General features: G+C 56.2%; 26 protein-coding genes. 3 read left to right on the top strand and 23 right to left on the bottom strand.

Annotated features, from left to right (window positions below; genetic code table 11):
- Positions 1–6: 6 nt before the first annotated feature.
- The 7 genes from LB453_RS05240 to LB453_RS05210 form a co-directional block, all read right to left on the bottom strand.
- Positions 7–1176: a phage tail sheath protein gene (locus LB453_RS05240; RefSeq protein WP_103794620.1), complete on the bottom strand. Its 1170-nt coding sequence runs from the start codon at positions 1174–1176 to the stop codon at positions 7–9.
- A gap of 129 nt (positions 1177–1305) precedes the next feature.
- Entirely contained in the window at positions 1306–1767 is a 462-nt protein-coding gene (locus LB453_RS05235; RefSeq protein ID WP_224481610.1) for a tail fiber assembly protein, read from the bottom strand.
- 5 nt (positions 1768–1772) lie between these two features.
- Positions 1773–3095, bottom strand: a complete 1323-nt coding sequence (locus tag LB453_RS05230) for a phage tail protein (RefSeq protein WP_224481609.1) — start codon at positions 3093–3095, stop codon at positions 1773–1775.
- Complete coding sequence (locus LB453_RS05225; protein WP_103794618.1) at positions 3092–3703, bottom strand: phage tail protein I; 612 nt, start codon at positions 3701–3703, stop codon at positions 3092–3094. Before LB453_RS05225 ends, LB453_RS05230 begins: the two co-directional genes overlap by 4 nt.
- Positions 3700–4614, bottom strand: coding sequence for a baseplate J/gp47 family protein (locus LB453_RS05220; protein ID WP_103794617.1), 915 nt, complete (start codon positions 4612–4614; stop codon positions 3700–3702). The genes LB453_RS05225 and LB453_RS05220 overlap by 4 nt, the downstream gene beginning before the upstream one ends.
- Positions 4601–4957, bottom strand: coding sequence for a GPW/gp25 family protein (locus tag LB453_RS05215; protein ID WP_103794616.1), 357 nt, complete (start codon positions 4955–4957; stop codon positions 4601–4603). Before LB453_RS05215 ends, LB453_RS05220 begins: the two co-directional genes overlap by 14 nt.
- Complete coding sequence (locus LB453_RS05210; protein WP_103794615.1) at positions 4954–5532, bottom strand: phage baseplate assembly protein V; 579 nt, start codon at positions 5530–5532, stop codon at positions 4954–4956. Before LB453_RS05210 ends, LB453_RS05215 begins: the two co-directional genes overlap by 4 nt.
- A gap of 90 nt (positions 5533–5622) precedes the next feature.
- Between LB453_RS05210 and LB453_RS05205 the strand changes: the two genes are divergently transcribed.
- Positions 5623–6507 carry an FRG domain-containing protein gene (locus LB453_RS05205; RefSeq protein ID WP_103794614.1) on the top strand — a complete coding sequence of 295 codons (885 nt, stop codon included), beginning with the start codon at positions 5623–5625 and terminating at the stop codon, positions 6505–6507.
- A gap of 4 nt (positions 6508–6511) precedes the next feature.
- Here the strand turns inward: LB453_RS05205 and LB453_RS05200 are convergent, their stop codons facing one another.
- The 11 genes from LB453_RS05200 to LB453_RS05150 form a co-directional block, all read right to left on the bottom strand.
- Positions 6512–6961 carry a phage virion morphogenesis protein gene (locus LB453_RS05200; RefSeq protein ID WP_103794613.1) on the bottom strand — a complete coding sequence of 150 codons (450 nt, stop codon included), beginning with the start codon at positions 6959–6961 and terminating at the stop codon, positions 6512–6514.
- Positions 6954–7385, bottom strand: a complete 432-nt coding sequence (locus tag LB453_RS05195) for a phage tail protein (protein WP_103794612.1) — start codon at positions 7383–7385, stop codon at positions 6954–6956. Before LB453_RS05195 ends, LB453_RS05200 begins: the two co-directional genes overlap by 8 nt.
- Entirely contained in the window at positions 7348–7587 is a 240-nt protein-coding gene (gene lysC / locus LB453_RS05190; protein ID WP_233215846.1) for an Rz1-like lysis system protein LysC, read from the bottom strand. Before lysC ends, LB453_RS05195 begins: the two co-directional genes overlap by 38 nt.
- The gene (lysB, locus tag LB453_RS05185) at positions 7481–7915 is read right to left on the bottom strand and encodes an Rz-like lysis system protein LysB (RefSeq protein ID WP_103794611.1); all 435 of its coding nucleotides are present in this window, start codon (positions 7913–7915) and stop codon (positions 7481–7483) included. The genes lysC and lysB overlap by 107 nt, the downstream gene beginning before the upstream one ends.
- Entirely contained in the window at positions 7912–8427 is a 516-nt protein-coding gene (locus tag LB453_RS05180; protein ID WP_103794610.1) for a lysozyme, read from the bottom strand. The genes lysB and LB453_RS05180 overlap by 4 nt, the downstream gene beginning before the upstream one ends.
- The gene (locus tag LB453_RS05175; RefSeq protein ID WP_103794609.1) at positions 8408–8620 is read right to left on the bottom strand and encodes a hypothetical protein; all 213 of its coding nucleotides are present in this window, start codon (positions 8618–8620) and stop codon (positions 8408–8410) included. The genes LB453_RS05180 and LB453_RS05175 overlap by 20 nt, the downstream gene beginning before the upstream one ends.
- A gap of 3 nt (positions 8621–8623) precedes the next feature.
- Positions 8624–8827: a tail protein X gene (locus LB453_RS05170; protein WP_103794608.1), complete on the bottom strand. Its 204-nt coding sequence runs from the start codon at positions 8825–8827 to the stop codon at positions 8624–8626.
- The gene (locus LB453_RS05165) at positions 8827–9291 is read right to left on the bottom strand and encodes a head completion/stabilization protein (protein ID WP_103794607.1); all 465 of its coding nucleotides are present in this window, start codon (positions 9289–9291) and stop codon (positions 8827–8829) included. Before LB453_RS05165 ends, LB453_RS05170 begins: the two co-directional genes overlap by 1 nt.
- A gap of 100 nt (positions 9292–9391) precedes the next feature.
- Positions 9392–10042, bottom strand: coding sequence for a terminase endonuclease subunit (locus LB453_RS05160; protein WP_103794606.1), 651 nt, complete (start codon positions 10040–10042; stop codon positions 9392–9394).
- A gap of 3 nt (positions 10043–10045) precedes the next feature.
- Complete coding sequence (locus LB453_RS05155) at positions 10046–11107, bottom strand: phage major capsid protein, P2 family (RefSeq protein WP_103794605.1); 1062 nt, start codon at positions 11105–11107, stop codon at positions 10046–10048.
- Positions 11108–11122: 15 nt separating this feature from the next.
- Positions 11123–11977, bottom strand: coding sequence for a GPO family capsid scaffolding protein (locus tag LB453_RS05150; RefSeq protein WP_103794604.1), 855 nt, complete (start codon positions 11975–11977; stop codon positions 11123–11125).
- A 143-nt stretch (positions 11978–12120) separates the two neighbouring features.
- Between LB453_RS05150 and LB453_RS05145 the strand changes: the two genes are divergently transcribed.
- Both LB453_RS05145 and LB453_RS05140 read left to right on the top strand, forming a co-directional pair.
- Entirely contained in the window at positions 12121–13887 is a 1767-nt protein-coding gene (locus tag LB453_RS05145) for a terminase ATPase subunit family protein (RefSeq protein WP_103794603.1), read from the top strand.
- Positions 13887–14918, top strand: a complete 1032-nt coding sequence (locus LB453_RS05140) for a phage portal protein (protein WP_103794602.1) — start codon at positions 13887–13889, stop codon at positions 14916–14918. The genes LB453_RS05145 and LB453_RS05140 overlap by 1 nt, the downstream gene beginning before the upstream one ends.
- 18 nt (positions 14919–14936) lie before the next feature.
- Here LB453_RS05140 and LB453_RS05135 read toward each other — a convergent pair whose 3' ends face one another.
- The 5 genes from LB453_RS05135 to LB453_RS05115 all read right to left on the bottom strand — a co-directional run bounded on the left by LB453_RS05135 (position 14937) and on the right by LB453_RS05115 (position 18299).
- Positions 14937–15815 (bottom strand): hypothetical protein, encoded by an 879-nt coding sequence (locus tag LB453_RS05135; protein ID WP_146053803.1) that lies wholly within the window; start codon positions 15813–15815, stop codon positions 14937–14939.
- Positions 15816–15833: 18 nt separating this feature from the next.
- On the bottom strand, positions 15834–16481 hold the full coding sequence (locus LB453_RS05130; RefSeq protein WP_146053802.1) for a hypothetical protein: 648 nt from the start codon (positions 16479–16481) through the stop codon (positions 15834–15836).
- 1 nt (position 16482) lies between these two features.
- A complete protein-coding gene (locus LB453_RS05125) occupies positions 16483–17259 on the bottom strand; it encodes a TIGR04255 family protein (protein ID WP_103794600.1) in 777 nt (258 codons plus the stop codon).
- Between the two features lie 604 nt (positions 17260–17863).
- Positions 17864–18097: a DinI-like family protein gene (locus tag LB453_RS05120; RefSeq protein WP_103794598.1), complete on the bottom strand. Its 234-nt coding sequence runs from the start codon at positions 18095–18097 to the stop codon at positions 17864–17866.
- Between the two features lie 13 nt (positions 18098–18110).
- Positions 18111–18299 (bottom strand): hypothetical protein, encoded by a 189-nt coding sequence (locus tag LB453_RS05115; RefSeq protein ID WP_103794597.1) that lies wholly within the window; start codon positions 18297–18299, stop codon positions 18111–18113.
- Positions 18300–18330: the final 31 nt, after the last annotated feature.

Raw genomic sequence — 18330 nt, 5'->3', positions numbered from 1 at the left:
GTCTCCTTATGCGCTCACGCGGCTGCTGAAATCGACCAGGTACTGGTCGGTGATACGCTGGCGCAGCAGCAGGTTTTCAAGCGGTGGCACCGGCGTGTAGTCGTAGTCGATGGTCAGCTTGCCCGCCTTCAGCGTGTCCTTGTCGTTCACGCTTTCATCCAGCCAGCAATCTGCCCCGATGAGGTAGCCCTGATTCACCAGGCTGCGCAGCTTCGCGCGGATGCTCTCGATGATGTCGCGGGCCAGCGACGGGTTCAGCGGACCGTCAACGGCCCACATCTGTGCCTCTGCCATGGTGTCCATCAGCACCTGCGCGGTGCGGGTGTAACACTCAAACTGAAAAAGCGCGTCGTCGCTCAGGCAGCGGGAACCCCAGAAGCGGAAACCGTCCTTGCGGATCAGCGTGGTGACGTCGTTCTGGTTCAGCAGGCCCGCGTCCGTCGCCGGATCCTGCAGGTCCCAGAACACGTCTTTGGAAATGCCGGTGACGCCGTTCACCCCGACGTTTGAGAGGGACTTGTGCCAGCCGGTCTGCTCGTCGATTTTGGCGCGCAGACCGAGCGCGCGGGCGGTGGCGTAGGCCGTCGCGTCCGCTTTCAGCACGGTGTCAAAGTTGATGAAGTCAGGCCAGATAAGCATCCCTTCGCGCTGGCTGAAGTTGGCGCGGTAGGCGATGGCTTCCTCTACGCTTTTGCAGCCGTAGGCCGACAGGTAGGCAAAGCCGCGCAGGCTCTGCGCCACGCTCAGCAGCTCGGTCGCAACGGCCTGCGTGTCATGTCCCGGCACGCCGAGAATGCGCGGCTTGACGCCACAGACGGCCTGCGCGGCCAGCAGCGCCTTCATGCCGGTGCGCTGGCCATCGGTCACGCCGCCGATGATGTTAGCGGTGGTTTCCGCCTCGGTTTCGCCCTGCGGTACGCGCACAACGACGGTGACGGGTTTTGCCTGGTCGGCTATGGCGTCCAGCGAGCGGGCCAGCGTGCCGGACTCGCCAGCCTTGCCGCTGGCGGTAAGCACGTCGGTCAGCAGCACCGGGCGGTTGAGCGGAAAGGTTGCCGCGTCGGCGTCGTCGCCGGTGCAGACCAGACCGACAATTGCCGTGCTGACGGTGGTGATAGTTCGGGTGCCCTCGTTGATTTCCTCAACGCGCACGCCGTGGTGATAATCCTGAGCCATGTGGCGGTTCTCCTGTAAAGGGGTTCCGCTATGGTGAAAGGTGGCGGGCGCGGGCGCACCCTGCGGGCATTGTGTGGAAAATCACACAAGGAACAGCGAAAAAAAGCGCCCCGGCGGGCGCTCATCCTGTCAGACCGGGGGCTGCGGCCACTCTTCCGGCGACTGCGCTTTCGCATCCGCGCGGCTCAGCAGGACGCGGTATTTTCTCCACGCCGTCAGCTGCACCTTCTCATCATCTGTCGCCATTTCCAGATCAACCGCGTCCTGCAGCGTGTCAATTTTCACCGTTGCATCCCGTAGCCTGGCCGTCATGATGGCTTGCTTTGCTTCATTATCTAGCATCGGCACGCGCGGCTCTCCCTGCTTAACTTCGCCGTCAATCAGCCTGGAATCTGGCCCCACCTGCTGGTAGGTTTCTGCTGACACCTCAGTTAAATTCTGGCTTTCGTACGCTTCAACTTCAGCCTGATTCACAGCAACCATCATGGCAACAACGTAGTGCTCTTCGTCCATCTTCAAAAAGAAACGGGTTTTAAATTCATGAAGCTGCGTTTCTTCACTTTGTTCAGTAGCTTTGTTTTCTTCAGCCATTTCAATCACCATACCGCAAAAACATTAATGTTCGTTGCCGGGCCATCGTTATATATACCAACCGAGCTAGGCCCTATGCCGTTTAGCCACACCCTGTTACCTGAGTTAAAGTTAGTAATATAAACACCAGGGTTACCCGGAAATGTCACAGGGAAAGTCCAGGTTGTGCTGCCATTTGCATTTAAGTTGACATTTGACCTCGCCCACATTGGCCCATTGGGAAATTTGGTCCATGCTCCATTCCCGTTATTACCGGACTGAAACTGGTCAAGCCGCACGGCATGCGCTGCCTGTGTCGCACCGCCCACACTGAAAGGCGTATACTGGTTTCCGGCCAGTGCGGCATAACTCTGCAATACAAAATTCAGACGGTCATTGTTAACTCCATAAGATCCGGTGCCGCTGTTCGCCATCTGGAATGCCTGTGCCGGGTCGCCGTTAAGCAGTGCTTTTAGCGCCAGTGCTACATTCATCTGCCCACGGTTTACAGCATGTCCGTCAAGCGTGGCGTCTTTGACGAAGAACTGCTGGTTGACGTTGCCCGTCAGCAATGCGCGCGCAGCAAGCTGATTCGTCATTGTGGTAGCAAAGTTCGGGTCGTTGCCCAGCGCGGCGGCCAGCTCGTTCAACGTGTCCAGCGCCTCCGGGGAGGACGCGACCAGCTGCGCAATGGCCGCCTGCACAAAGGCGGTCGTGGCAAGCAGCGTTGAATTGTTGCCCGTCGCTGGCGTCGGGGCTTTGGGCGTGCCGGTAAGCAGCGGGCTGTCTTTGGGCGCATACTGCTTGTGCGGGTCCGCCGCTGCAATATGCTTTGCCATCAAATCGTCCGCGTACTGCCTGACCTCGATCACGGCCTGGCTCACCTTGCTGTCAACATACTGCCGCGTTGCCAGCACCACGGCTGGATCAATCTTCAGGGTGATAGCGTCCGTACTGTTCACGATGATGAGCATGCGCACGGTCTGCGTGCGGCCGCTGCCTTCCTGCAGGGCGGGCTTGTAGGTTTCCGGCGTGTTACAGACCGCAATCAGCGTCCCCTCCGCATCAAACAGCCCCATTTCCCGGATCCAGAATCCGCCCTCAGTTTCGGGAATAACCTGCTCGGCAATCACCTGGCTGGCGTTGGTGGCATCGATACTCAACGTATTAAGGGCCGCCCGGCGCATCTCGTTTACCAGCTTTGTCTGGCTGGCGTTCGGCGTGGGCAGCGTGCCGCCGCCGTCGCCTACGGCCATCTGCGTGATATTCAGTTTTGTGCCGAGCGCGGCGGCGTTGGCAATTTTCGCCGCGCCCAGGTTGGTCACGATTGCGTAAAATTTTTGTGTCATTGTCCGACTTCCATCTGGTCGATAACGTGAACCGCCGCGCCCGTATACGTCGGGCCGCTGACGGAAAGAATTTCCGGGGTGTACGGGTAAACAGAAAGATCGTCACCGTCGTAGCTCGCGGCGGCTATGCGCGTTTCGCCGCTCACCTGCAGGTTGATGGACATGCCCAGCAGGTGACGGCTGCAGGGTTTGGCGTCACTTATGAGCCGCTCCAGCTCGTGATAGGTTTCTTCCGTAATGCCCTGGTCCTGCACGCCGATGTCCAGGCGAAACGTGCCGGGCGTTTCACCAGTTTTCCACCACTCAATAACGCGGATCAGGAACCCGAACGGCTCCACCACGCGCCGGATAGCGCTGATGGTGCCCTTATGCTGATGGATATAAAACGCATCGAGCACCACCTGCCGCTTGACGCTTTCCGCCCAGCCTTCGTCCCATCGGTCCACCGAAAACGCCCAGGCGAGATACGGCAGAAAGCTGACCGGGCAGGTTGCCGGGTTCCACAGGTCGCGCAGGGGTACGTTCAGGCCGGTAATGCCGCTGCAGGCTTCCGCCAGGCGGCGCTCCAGCGCGGACGAGCCGGACGGCATCAGGCTGCTGTTGCTCATATCAGTACCTCGTCAGCCGCCACCGAAATGTCCGTGCCGGTGCAGTTACCCGCTGCCGCACGGTCCAGGATGATGTCCGCAGCCGGTTCGATCATTTCCACCCAGTCCACGCCGGGCACGCGCAGCACCGCCCCGTAGGACTCGCGGCGCACGCTGCGGCCCAGCTTTTTCTGCTCGGTGAGGTAAGCGGCCAGCTGCGCGTTTGCCGCCTCCAGGCAGGGGCCGGCCGCCACGCCATCAAACAGGTGCAGCTTTGCCTTCACGCTGTAGTCATGAATGGTCGCGCCCTGCACGGTGACGCGGTCCGCTACGGGCCGCACCGTTTCCGCGTTTAGCGCGGTGTTCACTGTAGCCAGCAAATCCGCCGCCGCTTCGCCGTTCCCTTCGCGGCTCAGAACGGTGATCAGCACGCTGGCCGGTGACGGGCTGGTTGCCGACACGTCCTGGACGCGGCCGTCCGCGCTCTTTGCGTGAAACTCATAGGCCGCCGTCGGCCCGGCCACGCTCAGCCCCTCAAACGCCTCCGGCACGCGCACGCGCAGGGCATCGTCGGTTTCCATCACGGCATCGACAGGCGGCACTGCGTCAGGGTCAGCCGGGGTCACGGTCAGGCGCTGCACGTTATGGTTTGCGGCCAGCTGGTCCAGATCGCTGCCGAGCGCGTAGGCCACCATGACCGCCTGCGCCGCCTCGTTGATACGCTGGCGCAGCAGGATTTCCCTGTAGGTGTTTTCCTGCAGCGTCTTCACCATCGGATCGGACTCCAGCGCCAGCACGCGGCGCACCGCCGCCTGCTCCTCTTTCGGGTAGAGCGCGATCAGCGCCTCTTTGCGCTCGGTCAGCAGGGTTTCAAAGTCCGGCACCTCAATCACTTCAGGCGCGGGCAGCTGGGAAAGGTCAATTACTGCCACTGTTCACCCCCGTTGAAACAGACATGGCAACCGGCGAGCCGTCATCCCGCTGGCCGGTCAGTTCAACCACCATTGAGCCATCGAAGGCGCTGGTAATGTTGACGGTGTTCAGCCTGATGCGCGGCTCCCAGCGGCTGAGCGCGGTATACACTGCCGCCATCACCTGCAGGCGGATCACGTCATTTTGTGGCTGATCAATCAGCACCGACAGCAGCGAGCCGTATTCGCGGCGCTGCAGGCGGCTGCCTTCCGGCGTCATCAGAATGTCCCGTATGCTCTGCCGGATGTGATCGATGTCGGTGATCGCCTCGCCGGTGTCGCGGTTCATGCCGAGATACATCATTGCGGACCTCCTGACATATCGCTGCCGGACTTCACGCCGCCGTGCTGATGGGTATGCACCACGACGCCGTTTGAACTCATGCCGCCGCCGCCCTGCGTCACCGCGCCGTTCATCACGGTTTCGCTGTTGATCCGGGTCTGGTCAGCGTCCACGCCAAACTGCTCAGTGATGAGCCGAATCCCGTCGGCCGCCTCTATGCGCACGCTTTTGATGTTCTTTATCAGCAGCTGGCCGGTTTCCGGCTCGTACTGAAACCAGCCGCCGTCCTGAAACACGGTTGTCGCGCCGTTTTCTGAGTAGTCCGGCGGCGGAAAAGCGTCGGAATAGATGGCGGGCAGCGCAAACGCGGTTTCGAGATTGCCGCCCAGGCTCAGCAGCACAACTTGCTCGCCGACGGTGGGTTTCCACCATGTGCGGGTGCTGCCGGCGCGCATGGTGAGCCAGTTAATCCAGTTGGTTTCGATGTCGCCCGTTTTCACCCGGCACAGCCAGTTCACCGGGTCCACCTCGGACACGGTGCCGGTGCGGATCAGGTTAGTGATAAGGCGCATGATTTCGGTCAGTTTTTCGTTCATTACTAGAGATTGGCATCTAAAAATTTGAAACGGCAGCGTGTAGGATTGTGTGGCCGCTGATACAAGGTAACTTCAAAAAAGGATGAAATAATGGAAGCTCGCCAATACCCTACATATGAACTTCGCGAATTTAGTAACGCTAACGAACTATGGGATGCGCTCTCACCAACTCAAAAAATCGATCCCAATTGCGTCGATAATATTGTGTATCGTGGACAAGCAGATTCAGAATGGAAGTTAATTCCTTCAGCTTTAAGAGAGAGTCCAGCTTATATAACCTTGGGGTCTGAGCCTAAAGCAGATGAGCTAGTAGCCAATGAAATATTATTAATAAGCTCTTTCGTAAAAAGCTGCGATAGAGTTGGCATTAGAGTGCCCTACGACAGTCAGCATCTTCGCAATGAACATTTGGATATAGGTAAGCAAAATAAGTTTTTTATTAATCCTTCACTATGGCCTAATTCAGAGTTGTTGGACGTTATGGCTATGGCTCAACATCATGGGGTGCCAACGCGCCTGTTAGACTGGACGCGATTGGCATATACAGCACTTTATTTTGCAGCTAGTTCTTGCATTGCTAATTGTATGAACTGGAAAAAAAACAGCAAGCTGGCTATTTGGGCATTAAACACTGAAATGCTTGCACTTCATCCCAATATTAAGTTGCATGTTTCTGCAGGTTCAGTAAGCCCGCATCTTGCCGCCCAGTATGGACTATTTACCGTCCATCCAAATAAAGGAAAAAGAGGAGAGGTTATTAGCACGAAAAGTTTAGAGGAACTGACTGCAGATAGTCCCCATCCTATTTTTTTTAAGTACACCCTTCCAGTTAGTGAGGTTTTTCAAGCTTATAGACTTTTATATAAAGCAGGGTTTAACGCGGCAGATATTTACCCTTCGGCTGACGGCGCTGGCAAAGCGGTTCTTGATGAAATCAATTTTGAAAAAGCCAGGCGCCATATTGAGACTTTGTAGGCTATTAATTGGAGCTAAGCCAGCGTAGCAGGGTATCGCGCACTGAGCTTTCAATCTCGCTATTCATGCCCAGCAGCGGGCGCTCCGCATATTTGACCATCGTGCCGCGCCGGTTTACCCGGTCGCGCAGGCCGTAGTGATGCACGCGGGCCAGCTTCTGCACGGCAGGCGCAAAGGCTATTTCGGCCTGATCGGCGCTGGCCTGCGCCTTCAGGTACTTTGTGGTTTTGAGCTTCGCAAACATCTTGCGCCGGATGCGGCCCGGCTTCGTGCGGGCCGTGACGCGGCGGGGTTCCCATGCGGTGCCGTCCGGGGCACGCTGCGCCGTGATGTTCGCCTGCTGAATGCGGCGCACGTCGCGCGCAACCTCGCGCAGCATCCTTGTCCTGGCCGACGGTTCAAGCTGCGCCAGCAGCGCATCCAGCCAGGCGTCAACCTCATGCAGTTCAGCCATGGCGCGCCGTCCAGAACTCCTCCGGCGCGTCCGGCTCCGGTATGGCCTCGACCGTCATTTTCCCGTCCACCTCCCGCGCCAGCACCCGCTCGGTCAGCTTCAGGTTCATGCTGATGTCGCAGCGGTCATTGCCGAGGATGTCGGCCTCAAAGGTGAAGAGCTTTTCCCGCTCGCCGGGGTTCTGCAGGGCGTCCGGCTGATTTTCCCGCAGCCAGAACATTACCGGGGCCATCAGCAGGTTCTGGTCGCCGGTAAAGTCGGTAATCACCACGTTCAGGGTGTAGCGGTATTCCCATGAGATCGACGCGGCGGACGTGGCAACCAGCGCGCCGTTATCCACGAACAGGTGCAGCCGGTCGGGATTGTCCGCCACGTAGGGCACGGCTTTATTCAGGGCGTTTCGCAAGGACTGCGGCTTGTTCATCGTCTTTTTCCTGACAGCTGATAATGGTATCGACTTTGTCCGCGCACGCCGCCCAGGCGGCCTCGGTTTCATCCAGCAGGGCGTTCAGGTCGCCGTTACTTCGCGGCGCGGCCGGGTCCAGCTGGCAGCGGGTGATTTTGGGACAGCCACTCACGGTAAGATTCACCTCCGGCGAGGGCCGGTCGCTGGCGCAGCCGGACAACAGGATCAGGCAGAGGGGAATCAGCCCAGCGGCGCAGGTCTTCATTTTCACGTTTAAGCTCCTCAATGGTGCGTTGCCGGTCGCGCAGCAGCCTGCCGTTTTGCTCGGCGGCGGCATAAAGCTGCGTTTGCGCCTGGCTGTTCGTCTGCGTCAGAATGTTCAGGGCGATCAGCTGGCCGTTCTTTTGCGACAGCTTTTTGCCCTGGTCCGCAATCGTCGCCTGCTGCGTGCTGATGGTGTGGTGCGCATTGCTGAGCCGCCATGACTGCACGCCGAGCGCGGCCAGTAGGAGAAGGGCAAGCGCTGCTGCCAGCAGCACCCGCCTCATGCGCCCGCCCCCCTGAGACACCACTCCATTTCACGATGGCGGCGGTTATCCAGCCCCTGATTAAATACGCCTTTTACGTACACCCAGCGCGGCAGCTGTCCGCAGGCCTCACGCCATCGCCCCTGTTTCAGCAGCGCTACCATGGTTGATCCGCAGGCGTTGCCGGTGCCGACGTTGAACGCCAGCGACACCAGCACGTCATAAACCTGCTGCGGCATTGATACCGCCACGCAGCGCGCCAGTGCCGCCTCGACGCGTAACACGTTGGTGATGAAGTTGCCCGCCGCCTGCCGTTCCGTGATGGTTTTCCCCGGCACCACGCCGCGCGTGTTGCCGATCCCATCGGTCCAGACGCCGGCGCTGCACTGGTACGGCTGCAGGCGGCAGCCCTCATAGTCCGCGATGAGCTTCAGCCCCTCCACGGAGGTGTGCAGCTGCTGAAAGCCGGGCAGCGTGGCGGCCAGCGCCAGCACCACGCCCACGGCGCAGCGCTTAACGGTTTGCAGATTCATAGTCCTCCCGCGTGATGCGCCCGCTTGCCAGCAGCAGGTAGGTTTTGTGCTTGTAGTACCAGCTGATAAGCGCCATCAGCAGGCCGATGAAGACACCGGCCACGGTAGAAACGTCCTTTAGATCCATGCCACCCAGCCACGCCATCACTACCGCCACGCACCAGGTGATAAAGGTGCTGATTTTTTCCCACATAGTTCAGTCCCAAAGCTGGACGGCCTGCACGGTTGCCGTCGTCGTCACGTCCGGCAATTCCACTTCCAGCCCGTGCGGCAGGATGGGGCCATGCTCAGACAGCCCCGGATTCGCCCGTATAACCTGCTCGGTCATGCCCTGCGTGCGCCCGTAATGACGCCAGCAGATCGCGTCTACTGTGTCGTACTGCTGCGCACGCACTTTCATCAGATAAGCTCCACGGTGCTGTGCGGCAGGTTCTGCACGCGGCTGATGGCCCAGCGCGCATCCCGCCACAGGTCGCCGGTCGTGTCGGCCAGCTCCTCGCCGCGCTTCGCCGCTGCGGCGGTCGCGTCAAAGTCCTGATAGCGCTCGTTAAGCACCGCACGGGTCCAGCACCACACCGCGTTAAAGTAGTGATGCAGGCGCACGCTCTCACCGGCCAGCTTCTCCGCCGGCACGTCGGCCAGGGTGTTAAACCCGCGCAGCTCCTGCCGCTCGCGCCATGAATAAAGCTCGGTATTGACCTCCGCCATCGCGGTGAGCACTACCTGCTTTAAGCGCTCCGGCGTCACGGTGCCGTCTACGCGCATTGCGGCTCTGAACCTCGCCAGATCGACGTCCGGCCAGAACGAGTTGTTGGGGATAATTTCCGGCGTTCCCGTCGCCTTCTGCGGCGCTACAAATTCCATAGCCTTGATACTCCTGAAAAGGTTGGGCGGTGGACGGGGTTTTGATAAGGCTCAGCCTGTCGCCACCCCGTGCCGCCCCGCGCGTGGGCACGTCCGGTTATCAGCTGGCGTTGCGGATTTTCCGCTCCAGCTGCTCAATGTCTTTTTTCACGCCACAGCGCTCGTCGAGCTGCAGCGCCTGCTTAAGATGATTCAGGGCCATCATGGGCTGGCTGCCGGTAAGCACGTAGCCGATGGACTTGTGCAGGCGGGCACGCGACTGGTCCGGCATATCCAGCCCGTCGCTTGCCTCCAGCGTCTGCATCAGCAGGTCAGGATCAAAGTCGCTTTCTGCCATCAGGGCATTTTTAGCGGCGTCGGCCATCTCTTCGACCAGCAGGGTCTGCACGTTTCGGTTAAACCCCTGCGGCATAGACCAGCCGTGCTTAAGGGCATGGCGGCCAACGGCCAGCGCCCCGGCATAATCCCCGGCGTCAATGCGCCACAGCATCACGTACATCAGCACGTCATCCTGTTGCGCGCCGTCGGCGGCCAGCACGCCGTCTACCCAGGCGGCATATTTCGGCAGCACTTCTACCTTGATTTCGGCTTTTTTGACGTTGGACTGAATGCCCTTAAGGCGGCGGCGGTCTTCACCCAGCTGCATCAGCATCAGCTCGTATCCGTTCGCGTGCCGGGCAGAGCCGCCCGTGCGGGCGGCCTGCTCAGCCTGAACGCGCAGGCGGTGCTGCCGTGCGGGACTCAGGCTCATGGTTTACGCTCTGGCACCGGCATCAGCGGGCGCGCTAAAGTCGCCAATGGTGATGTTTTCGATCAGCGCGGCGCAGCGGTAATCCTCCACCACGTACGCCTCGTTAACCGACTCGTAGTTCTCGATGCGGTCGCGCTTCGGATTGTCGATAACCGAGCGGCGGCGGGTGTCCTCCTGCCAGTAAATCGACAGGTTATCCAGACGGGTGATCAGCAGGGCATTAGCCGGGAAGTACGGCGCGCGCACCGCCTGCAGGCCGCCCATACGTTTCTGGCTGATGATGAGATCGGCGGCAAGCTTTTCGGTATTGGCCTGCTCGTTGTTGACCAGCGGGAAATACTTGTCAGACAGCAGCTCGCGCCCGCAGATAACCACCATTTCGTCATCGTCCTGGAAGATGGGATCGATAAGCTCGTTAACCGCATCCATGACCAGCGCGTCCAGGTTGAGATAGGCGCCACCTTTGCCGACCTTCACCGATCCGGCGGTGGTTTCGCCGTCTTTAGTCGTGCTGCCCATCACGTTGTCCGGGGCGTCTTCGCGCAGCTTCTGCAGCCAGCCTTTGTTGACGTCCTGCAGCAGCGGGTTCTCTGCGCGGTTAGAGGTTTTGGCGCGCTTCATGCCGTTGAAGCCGATCATGATGCGGTCCAGCGCCTGGCGCTTCACGATGGCGTCGCGGATGCGGGTCTGGAAGTCCTGAAACTTCGCCCACATGTCCAGCTTCGCGTAGGTAATGGCCGTGTCGAAGTTGGTCTGCTCGCACTTGTACTCGGTGTCGGTCATCGCCGTTGGATCGGTCGGCTCGCGGTCCTTAGAGCTGGTATCGGTAGTGCCCGCGATGGTGCTGCCGACGCCGAGGCCCAGCAGCTGGCCGGACTGTTCGGATACGGCGATAACGTTAACCAGCGTCAGAAACGCGGTGCTCTGCTGGATGGTGTCCTCCAGCGTCTGCGCCACGGACGGCTCCACGCTGAACTTGCTGGAAAGCTCCGCAATCTCCACGGAATAGATGCGCGCCAGCTGGCTCAGGTAGGCGTTAAAGGCAAAACGGGTCTGTTTTTTCATGGGGTGTACTGCTCCTTAGCAGTTGGTCAGGTGAGCGGCCGGCGCATCGCCGCCCGGTGCGCGCTGGCGGTAGTCGGGGCGGCTGTCTGCGCGCTCCAGCTGCTCTTTGAGTGCGTTAAAGGCTTCCTTCTGCGCCGACAGATCATCCAGCTGCGACTGCAGGCTGCTTTCCAGCTGGCTCAGGCGCTCGGCCTGCTCGCCCAGCGTTCTGTCGGTGCGGGTGCCATAGTTCTGCTGCTCGCTGGCAATCAGCTCGACCGCCTGATGCACGTCGCTGAAACGGTCGTCATCGGTCTGCTTTTGTTTGGCAAACATCGCCTTGATGCGGGTAAACAGGGCGGGCTTTTCCTCCGGCACGTCTTCCAGCTCGATCACGGTTTCGGTGGCGGCGGTAAAGAGGTTGTCCGGGTGCTGCTTGCGGTTTGCCAGCGGGTTCTTTTCCGCCGACGCGCTGAACGCCAGCATTTCGGTGCCGAGGCTCGCCGGATCGTCCGTGGCAGCCAGGCCGACCAGGTAGGCTTTGCCGGTGTCGGCAAATTTAGTGCTGACCTCCATGGAGGTGAAAAGCTTCTGGCCCTTTTTGACCAGCTCGACGAGCGAATCTGTTGGCAGGATGTCGGCGTAGAGCGCCATTTTCCCGGCCAGCGGTCCGTCGGGGATTTCCTCCGCAACCAGCGCGCTCACCGAGCCGTAGCGGTTAAAGGTGCTGTCCGGGGCGTAAGACTTGATGTGCTCCAGATTAATCAGCGCGGTGTAGACCTGCGGGTTGTACGCGGCGGCCATCTGCACGAGCCACTCGCGGGAAATTTCGCGCCCGTCCGTGGTGGCACCTTCCACCCCGATCCGAAAACGCTTTGCAGTTACTGTCATGAGCCAGGCTCCGTTGTAAAAATTCGCTTTGAGGCTCTATGTTTGCGGCGGGAGGGGTATCGAAACAACGCGGGGCCATTGTGCGGAAAACCACACAATGAGGGGCGGCGGAAAAGGGACTGCCGGGGCCGTATTTTGGGGCCATGACAACGACACTCGCCCCCGAAGACCTCGATCCCCGCAGGCAGGCCTTGCTCCTGTACTTTCAGGGATACCGTATCGCCCGCATTGCTGAAATGCTGGGAGAGAAACCCGCAACCGTTCACAGCTGGAAGAAGCGCGATAAGTGGAACGACTACGGCCCGCTTGACCAGATGCAGCTCACCACCGCCGCGCGCTACTGTCAGCTGGTCATGAAGGAGACGAAAGAAGGGAAGGACTACAAGGAAATTGACCTGCTGGCGCGCCAGTCCGAGCGCCACGCCCGCATCGGCAAGTTCAGCAACGGCGGGAACGAGGCGGACCTTAACCCGAAGGTGGCAAACCGAAACAGCGGCACCCGCAAGCCACCGGAAAAGAACGTATTCAGCGACGAACAGATCGAGAAGCTGCAGGAGATTTTCCACGGCTCGATGTTCGGCTATCAGCGCCAGTGGTGGGATGCGGGCAACAAGCACCGCATCCGCAACGTGCTTAAATCCCGTCAGATCGGCGCGACGTTTTATTTTGCCCGCGAGGCGCTGATTGATGCCCTGACCACCGGGCGCAACCAGATTTTTCTCTCAGCCAGCAAGGCGCAGGCACACGTCTTTAAGCAGTACATCATGGAGTTTGCCAAAGAGGTGGATGTAGAGCTGAAAGGCGACCCGATGACGCTCAGCAACGGCGCGTGCCTGTACTTCCTCGGCACCAACGCCCGCACCGCGCAGAGCTATCACGGCAATCTCTACCTGGATGAATACTTCTGGATCCCGAAGTTTCAGGAGCTCCGCAAGGTGGCGTCCGGCATGGCCCTGCACAAGAAATGGCGGCAGACCTACTTTTCCACCCCGTCCAGCCTGACGCACAGCGCCTATCCGTTCTGGTCTGGCGCGCTCTTCAACCGTGGGCGTGCTAAGGCGGACCGCGTGGACATCGACCTGACCCACGGCAACCTGTCGCCGGGCCGCTTCTGCGATGACGGCCAGTTTCGCCAGATTGTCACGGTTGAGGACGCCGTGCGCGGCGGCTGTAACCTGTTCGACCTCGATCAGCTGCGCCTGGAATACAGCCCGCCGGAATATCAGAACCTGCTGATGTGTGAATTCGTGGACGACCTGGCCTCCGTGTTCCCGCTGCAGCTGCTGCAGAAGTGCATGGTAGACAGCTGGGAAGTCTGGAACGACTTCGAGGCGCTGGCGCTGCGCCCGTTCGGATGGCGCGAAGTCTGGATCGGCTATGACCCGGCGAAGGGCACGCAGAACGGCGACAGCGCCGGATGCGTGGTTATCGCGCCGCCCGCCGTGCCGGGCGGCAAGTTCCGCATTCTGGAGCGGCATCAGTGGCGGGGCATGGACTTTCGCGCGCAGGCCGAGTCCATCAAAAAGCTGACGCAGCAGTATAACGTCACCTATATCGGCATCGACTCCACGGGCGTTGGCCTCGGCGTCTATGAAAACGTGAAGATGTTTTTCCCGGCGGTGAAAGAATTTGTCTACAACCCGAACGTGAAAAACGCTCTGGTGCTGAAGGCGTACGACATCATCAGCAGCGGCCGTCTGGAGTTCGACGCCGGGCACCTCGACATCGCGCAGTCATTCATGGCTATCCGCCGGGCCACCACAGCCAGCGGCAACCGCCCGACCTATGAAGCCAGCCGCAGCGAAGAGGCAAGCCACGCCGATCTCGCCTGGGCGACGATGCACGCGCTGGCAAACGAACCGCTGCAGGGCGAAGCCGCCCACAGCCGCAACATTATGGAGATTTACTGATGAGCAAACGCAGGAACCGCACACGCACCCAGCCCGTGCAGCAGCAGATGACCGGCGGCGCGGCGTCAGAAGCTTTTACCTTCGGCGACCCGGTGCCGGTACTGGACCGCCGCGAACTGCTCGACTACGTGGAGTGCGTCATTAACGATCGCTGGTATGAGCCGCCGGTCAGCTTTGACGGGCTGGCGCGCACGTTCCGCGCCGCCGTGCATCACAGTTCGCCACTTAATGTGAAGCGCAACATACTGACCAGCTCTTTTATCCCGCATCCGCTGCTGAGTCAGCAGGCATTCAGCCGATTTGTGCAGGACTATCTGGTGTTTGGTAATGCGTATCTGGAGAAACGTACAAACCGCCTCGGCGGCGTGCTGGCACTGGAGCCTGCGCTGGCAAAATTCACGCGGCGGGGAATCGATCTTGATACATACTGGTTTGTGCAGTACGGCCTGAGCACGCAGCCTTACCAGTTCACAACGGGCAACATCTTTCACCTGATGGAACCTGATCTGAATCAGGAGGTTTACGGCCTGCCGGAATACCTTTCGGCCATCCCGTCCACGCTTCTGAACGAGTCAGCGACGCTGTTCCGCCGTAAGTATTACCTCAACGGCAGCCATGCGGGTTACATCATGTATGTTACGGACCCGTCTCAGAATCAGGAAGATGTGGACGCAATGCGCAAGGCGATGAAGAGCGCGAAGGGCCCTGGTAACTTCCGCAACCTGTTCATGTACTCGCCGAGCGGGAAAAAGGACGGGATTCAGATCATCCCACTGTCAGAGGTCGCGGCAAAGGATGAGTTTCTGAACATCAAGAACGTGAGCCGTGATGACATGCTGGCCGCGCACCGGGTGCCGCCGCAAATGATGGGCATTATCCCGAACAATACCGGTGGATTCGGTGACGTTGAAAAGGCCAGCCGTGTGTTTGTGCGTAATGAATTACTACCGCTGCAAATGAGAGTTTGCGAACTAAACGACTGGGTAAATGAAGAAATCATAAGGTTTAAGCCTTATTCATTTGATTTTTAATTCCTAATGACTGGGTGTCTACCACCCAGCCGAATTGAATTCTGCTGGTAACAATACATCACCGTCTTTAGATGCATAGGAAAAGTATTCCAGAGAAAAACGCTGATATCCTCTTTCAATATCTTTAGTGAACTCTGATTCAGGATAAATATCTACAGAATTAAGCCGAATCCCATTTGCTACAGATATTCTTGTTTTTAAACCATCAATTATGCTTTGAGAATGCTTAGCATCAAATTCAACATAATCGCGGCCTTTGATATGGGAAGGAACCGCCACGATAATGTCTAATTGGTAGTGTTGATTCTCAGAAAGCTCTGCGAAGGTATCAAGTCTAAAGTATATCCCCGCACAATACTTTCTAAAAATTTCGCTTTTCCACTGCGCGTCAAGTCGCTTACCAACTGATCTTAGTCGATTATTAAAAGCATCTGGAAAAGTTGGTTGCCTATAGCGCTCAGCAATCCAATCCAACAGCTGCTCTAAACGTCCATTGTTCCATATGATAGAGGTATCAGGAGAGCATTCTAAAAGAGATTCTCTATCAACTTGGGCAAAACTCATCGCAGTTACTTCAAGAAGTAAAACAGAATTGCCTATAGTAGCTGATGTGTGCAGGCATCTTGGGTTTTTGGCGTTAACAAAATTACCATTATGCTGATCAACCTCCCAGCATACAACAACCTGCGCCCATGGCTCTTTATCAAATGAGTCATCAATCAGGGCGCAGTCATATAACACAGGTATAATACGTGGGTTTTTTTTCCCTTCCAGGAAAGTGACCAATTTATTTGGCAACTCATCTTGAATATCAGGATGGTCAGCCAAGCTAATGAATGCTCCTCTCTTCCAACCAGCAGCAACTCTTTCATCTCTTTTTTCATGTAATTGGCTCATTCACTCCCCCAAAAGCTACTAACCTAAAATTTTTTTTCTTTTGACTGCGCCATCAATTTGCGTATAAATGTTATAATACGCATCGGTCAATTCATCAACTTTAAGTGTATTTTGGTGTAATATTGAACTTAGTTTTTTATCAGCTTTAGCTCCAAAAATGAATTTCGCGAATAATAATGAGTGCTCGCGCTTGAAAAACTTAGCAAACTCTGATAATTCCGATATTCTAATTGCAGTTTCCTGCCTAACTTTTGTGTTACTATTTGTTTTCCAGTTGTAGATTGTTTTTCGCTCCACCTTTAATATTTTCGCCCATTGTGCTGTTTTAAAACCAAAGTGCTCCTGTAAATTTTGGCTTAATTTGATGATGTTTTCATCATGGTTATTTTCTGTTTCCACCTCTCCCTTTTTGTTTCTATTAATAATAGGGCTTACTGCTTGATGATTGTTAGTGACACTACTTTGATTGGTAGTGGTTGGGGAACCTAAATTCATAAAAGCCAGTACCGCAGCAAATGCTAGGCCCGAAAATATACTGCCGTTTACAAAGCGTGAGTTCCCACTTTGGCCAGCTGTATGTTCATTAGACCTAGCGATATTAACTACTCCTGGGTCTAGGCTGGTAGTGACCTCCAGATGAGAGGAAGTGTTTGATTTATAAGTCATATTACCTCCCGTGTTTTTCTTCAACTATGATTTCTTCAAAGGCTTGGTTAGCATTGTTTCTTAATTGGTGTAACTTTTCTCTAATAAATGCATAATCAAACTCTTGAAGATCATGCTCAGTTGGGAAGAATGAATCAATATCTAAATAAGCAACTGGGCTTTCAATTATTTTAGATACATCATCTAAATCTGATGCCAAATCAAAAATATCAGGAAGATATTTAGGTGCGTTTATGTTTACACCACTGTTAATGTTGATTAAATCAGGCGCAATAGGGTATCTTGCATTTAAATTACTTCCCATTCTTGACCATTCATTAAGCTCAGGCTGCAAAAAGTCTAAGCGCTTAAACGAATCTCTAAACATAGTTTCAGAATCATATTCAAAATTGTTCAAAAACCTCATACCAATGAAAGAAACATGGGATATTTCGAATGCCTCGTTTACAGCTTCTAAAATAGTCATCATTCTTTCGAGAAAATCAGAGAAGCCTGCATAGCTTTTAGTATGCAAGATCAAAAAATTTGGAGTAACCCTAATGGCCCAAGCTTTATTTGCTGAAAGTAAGCTGAGCATTGGATCCGGCTCATTAACCAACTCTGCCTTACCATCTGTGCTGAAGTCAAAACGAAAAGAATTTTGCCTTCTAATTGGCTGAACGTGTGGGAACGATTTCCTCAGTTTTTCAATGATTTGATCCTTGCCCGAATCAAATTTTGAGTTAGAGATACGTCCGTATTGAATTTTAGAAAGCATGTAAATCAGATGCTCGCTCATTGCCTTGCTCCAATGTCATCACTATATGAGCTAAATATTACACACTTTTTCAGGCCGCGTACATGAATTACACACTTTTGAGGGGTCATACAACAAAGTTGATTGCGCGCGCTCGTACCCCCGCCACGCCTGCCCGCTTTATGTAGTGGTTTTCATGCATGTGCATGACATAAGCAAAAGCCCGCCATTACTGGCGGGCCGGGGCATAAACGATCCTTTTGGGATCATGCGATTTCATGCGGCATAGTCATGCAGTACCAGGTAACATCAAAACAGTGGCAACTGGTCATCAGGTTCTGTCTCTGGTGCTTTAACTTTTCGCCTAGTGAAGTCCATGGCAAGCAGGAGAGCCTCCCGGTAAGTCAGGGGAAACGGCCGGCTAAAGATAAACGCATTTTCGAAAGTCTGCCCCAGCCAGAAACCGCCGCCACACTCGCGTGACCTTTGAAACATAACCCATCCACCTGGACGGAAATATGGGAGGGATTCACCACAGTAAACGACCTGAAATTCAGAGTCTCGTCCCCCCATAACCTAACGCCTCGCACCCTCGTTGTTTAACCCTGCTTCCGTCAAAATCAAGCTTTTGACGTCTGCACGGTTATCAGTGCAGCCAGCTGTCATCTTCCCAAACGTTCTGGAGCAGATCATTTAGCAGCCGCCTGTCTTCGTTGAGTTTAAAGCCAGGCATTTCTATTCTTGTGTGGCTTCCCTGCCGTACCCGCACTACTGCTTCAGGGTGAAGCGCCACTACGCGCCTGTTTATCTCGTTATGAAAAGCTTCAATCACTGACTGGCTTAGTTTTTGATTTTTATCAAGCATAATTTCAACACGCATAGTCTCCCCGGAGTTATTCAGATACTTGCATAGATCGTGAATATTCGTGGCTTCTGACCTTACGCATTAGCTCATCAGTCAGCTCTGAAACCCACTGAATCGCGAGCTGTTTCTCATCTTCACTGCAATCACTTGCCGCAACAAGTTTCATAAATAAATCAATACGCTGGAGCTTCATTGACTCCAAAAAATAGTCTCGCATAATCCCTCCGCACAATGAACAACTGGTTATG

It is taken from the genome of Pantoea agglomerans (genome assembly GCF_020149765.1).
In the GTDB taxonomy this organism is placed as follows: domain Bacteria; phylum Pseudomonadota; class Gammaproteobacteria; order Enterobacterales; family Enterobacteriaceae; genus Pantoea; species Pantoea alvi.
Note: the sequence above shows the minus strand (reverse complement) of the source record. Positions and strands in the feature narration are given on the sequence as shown.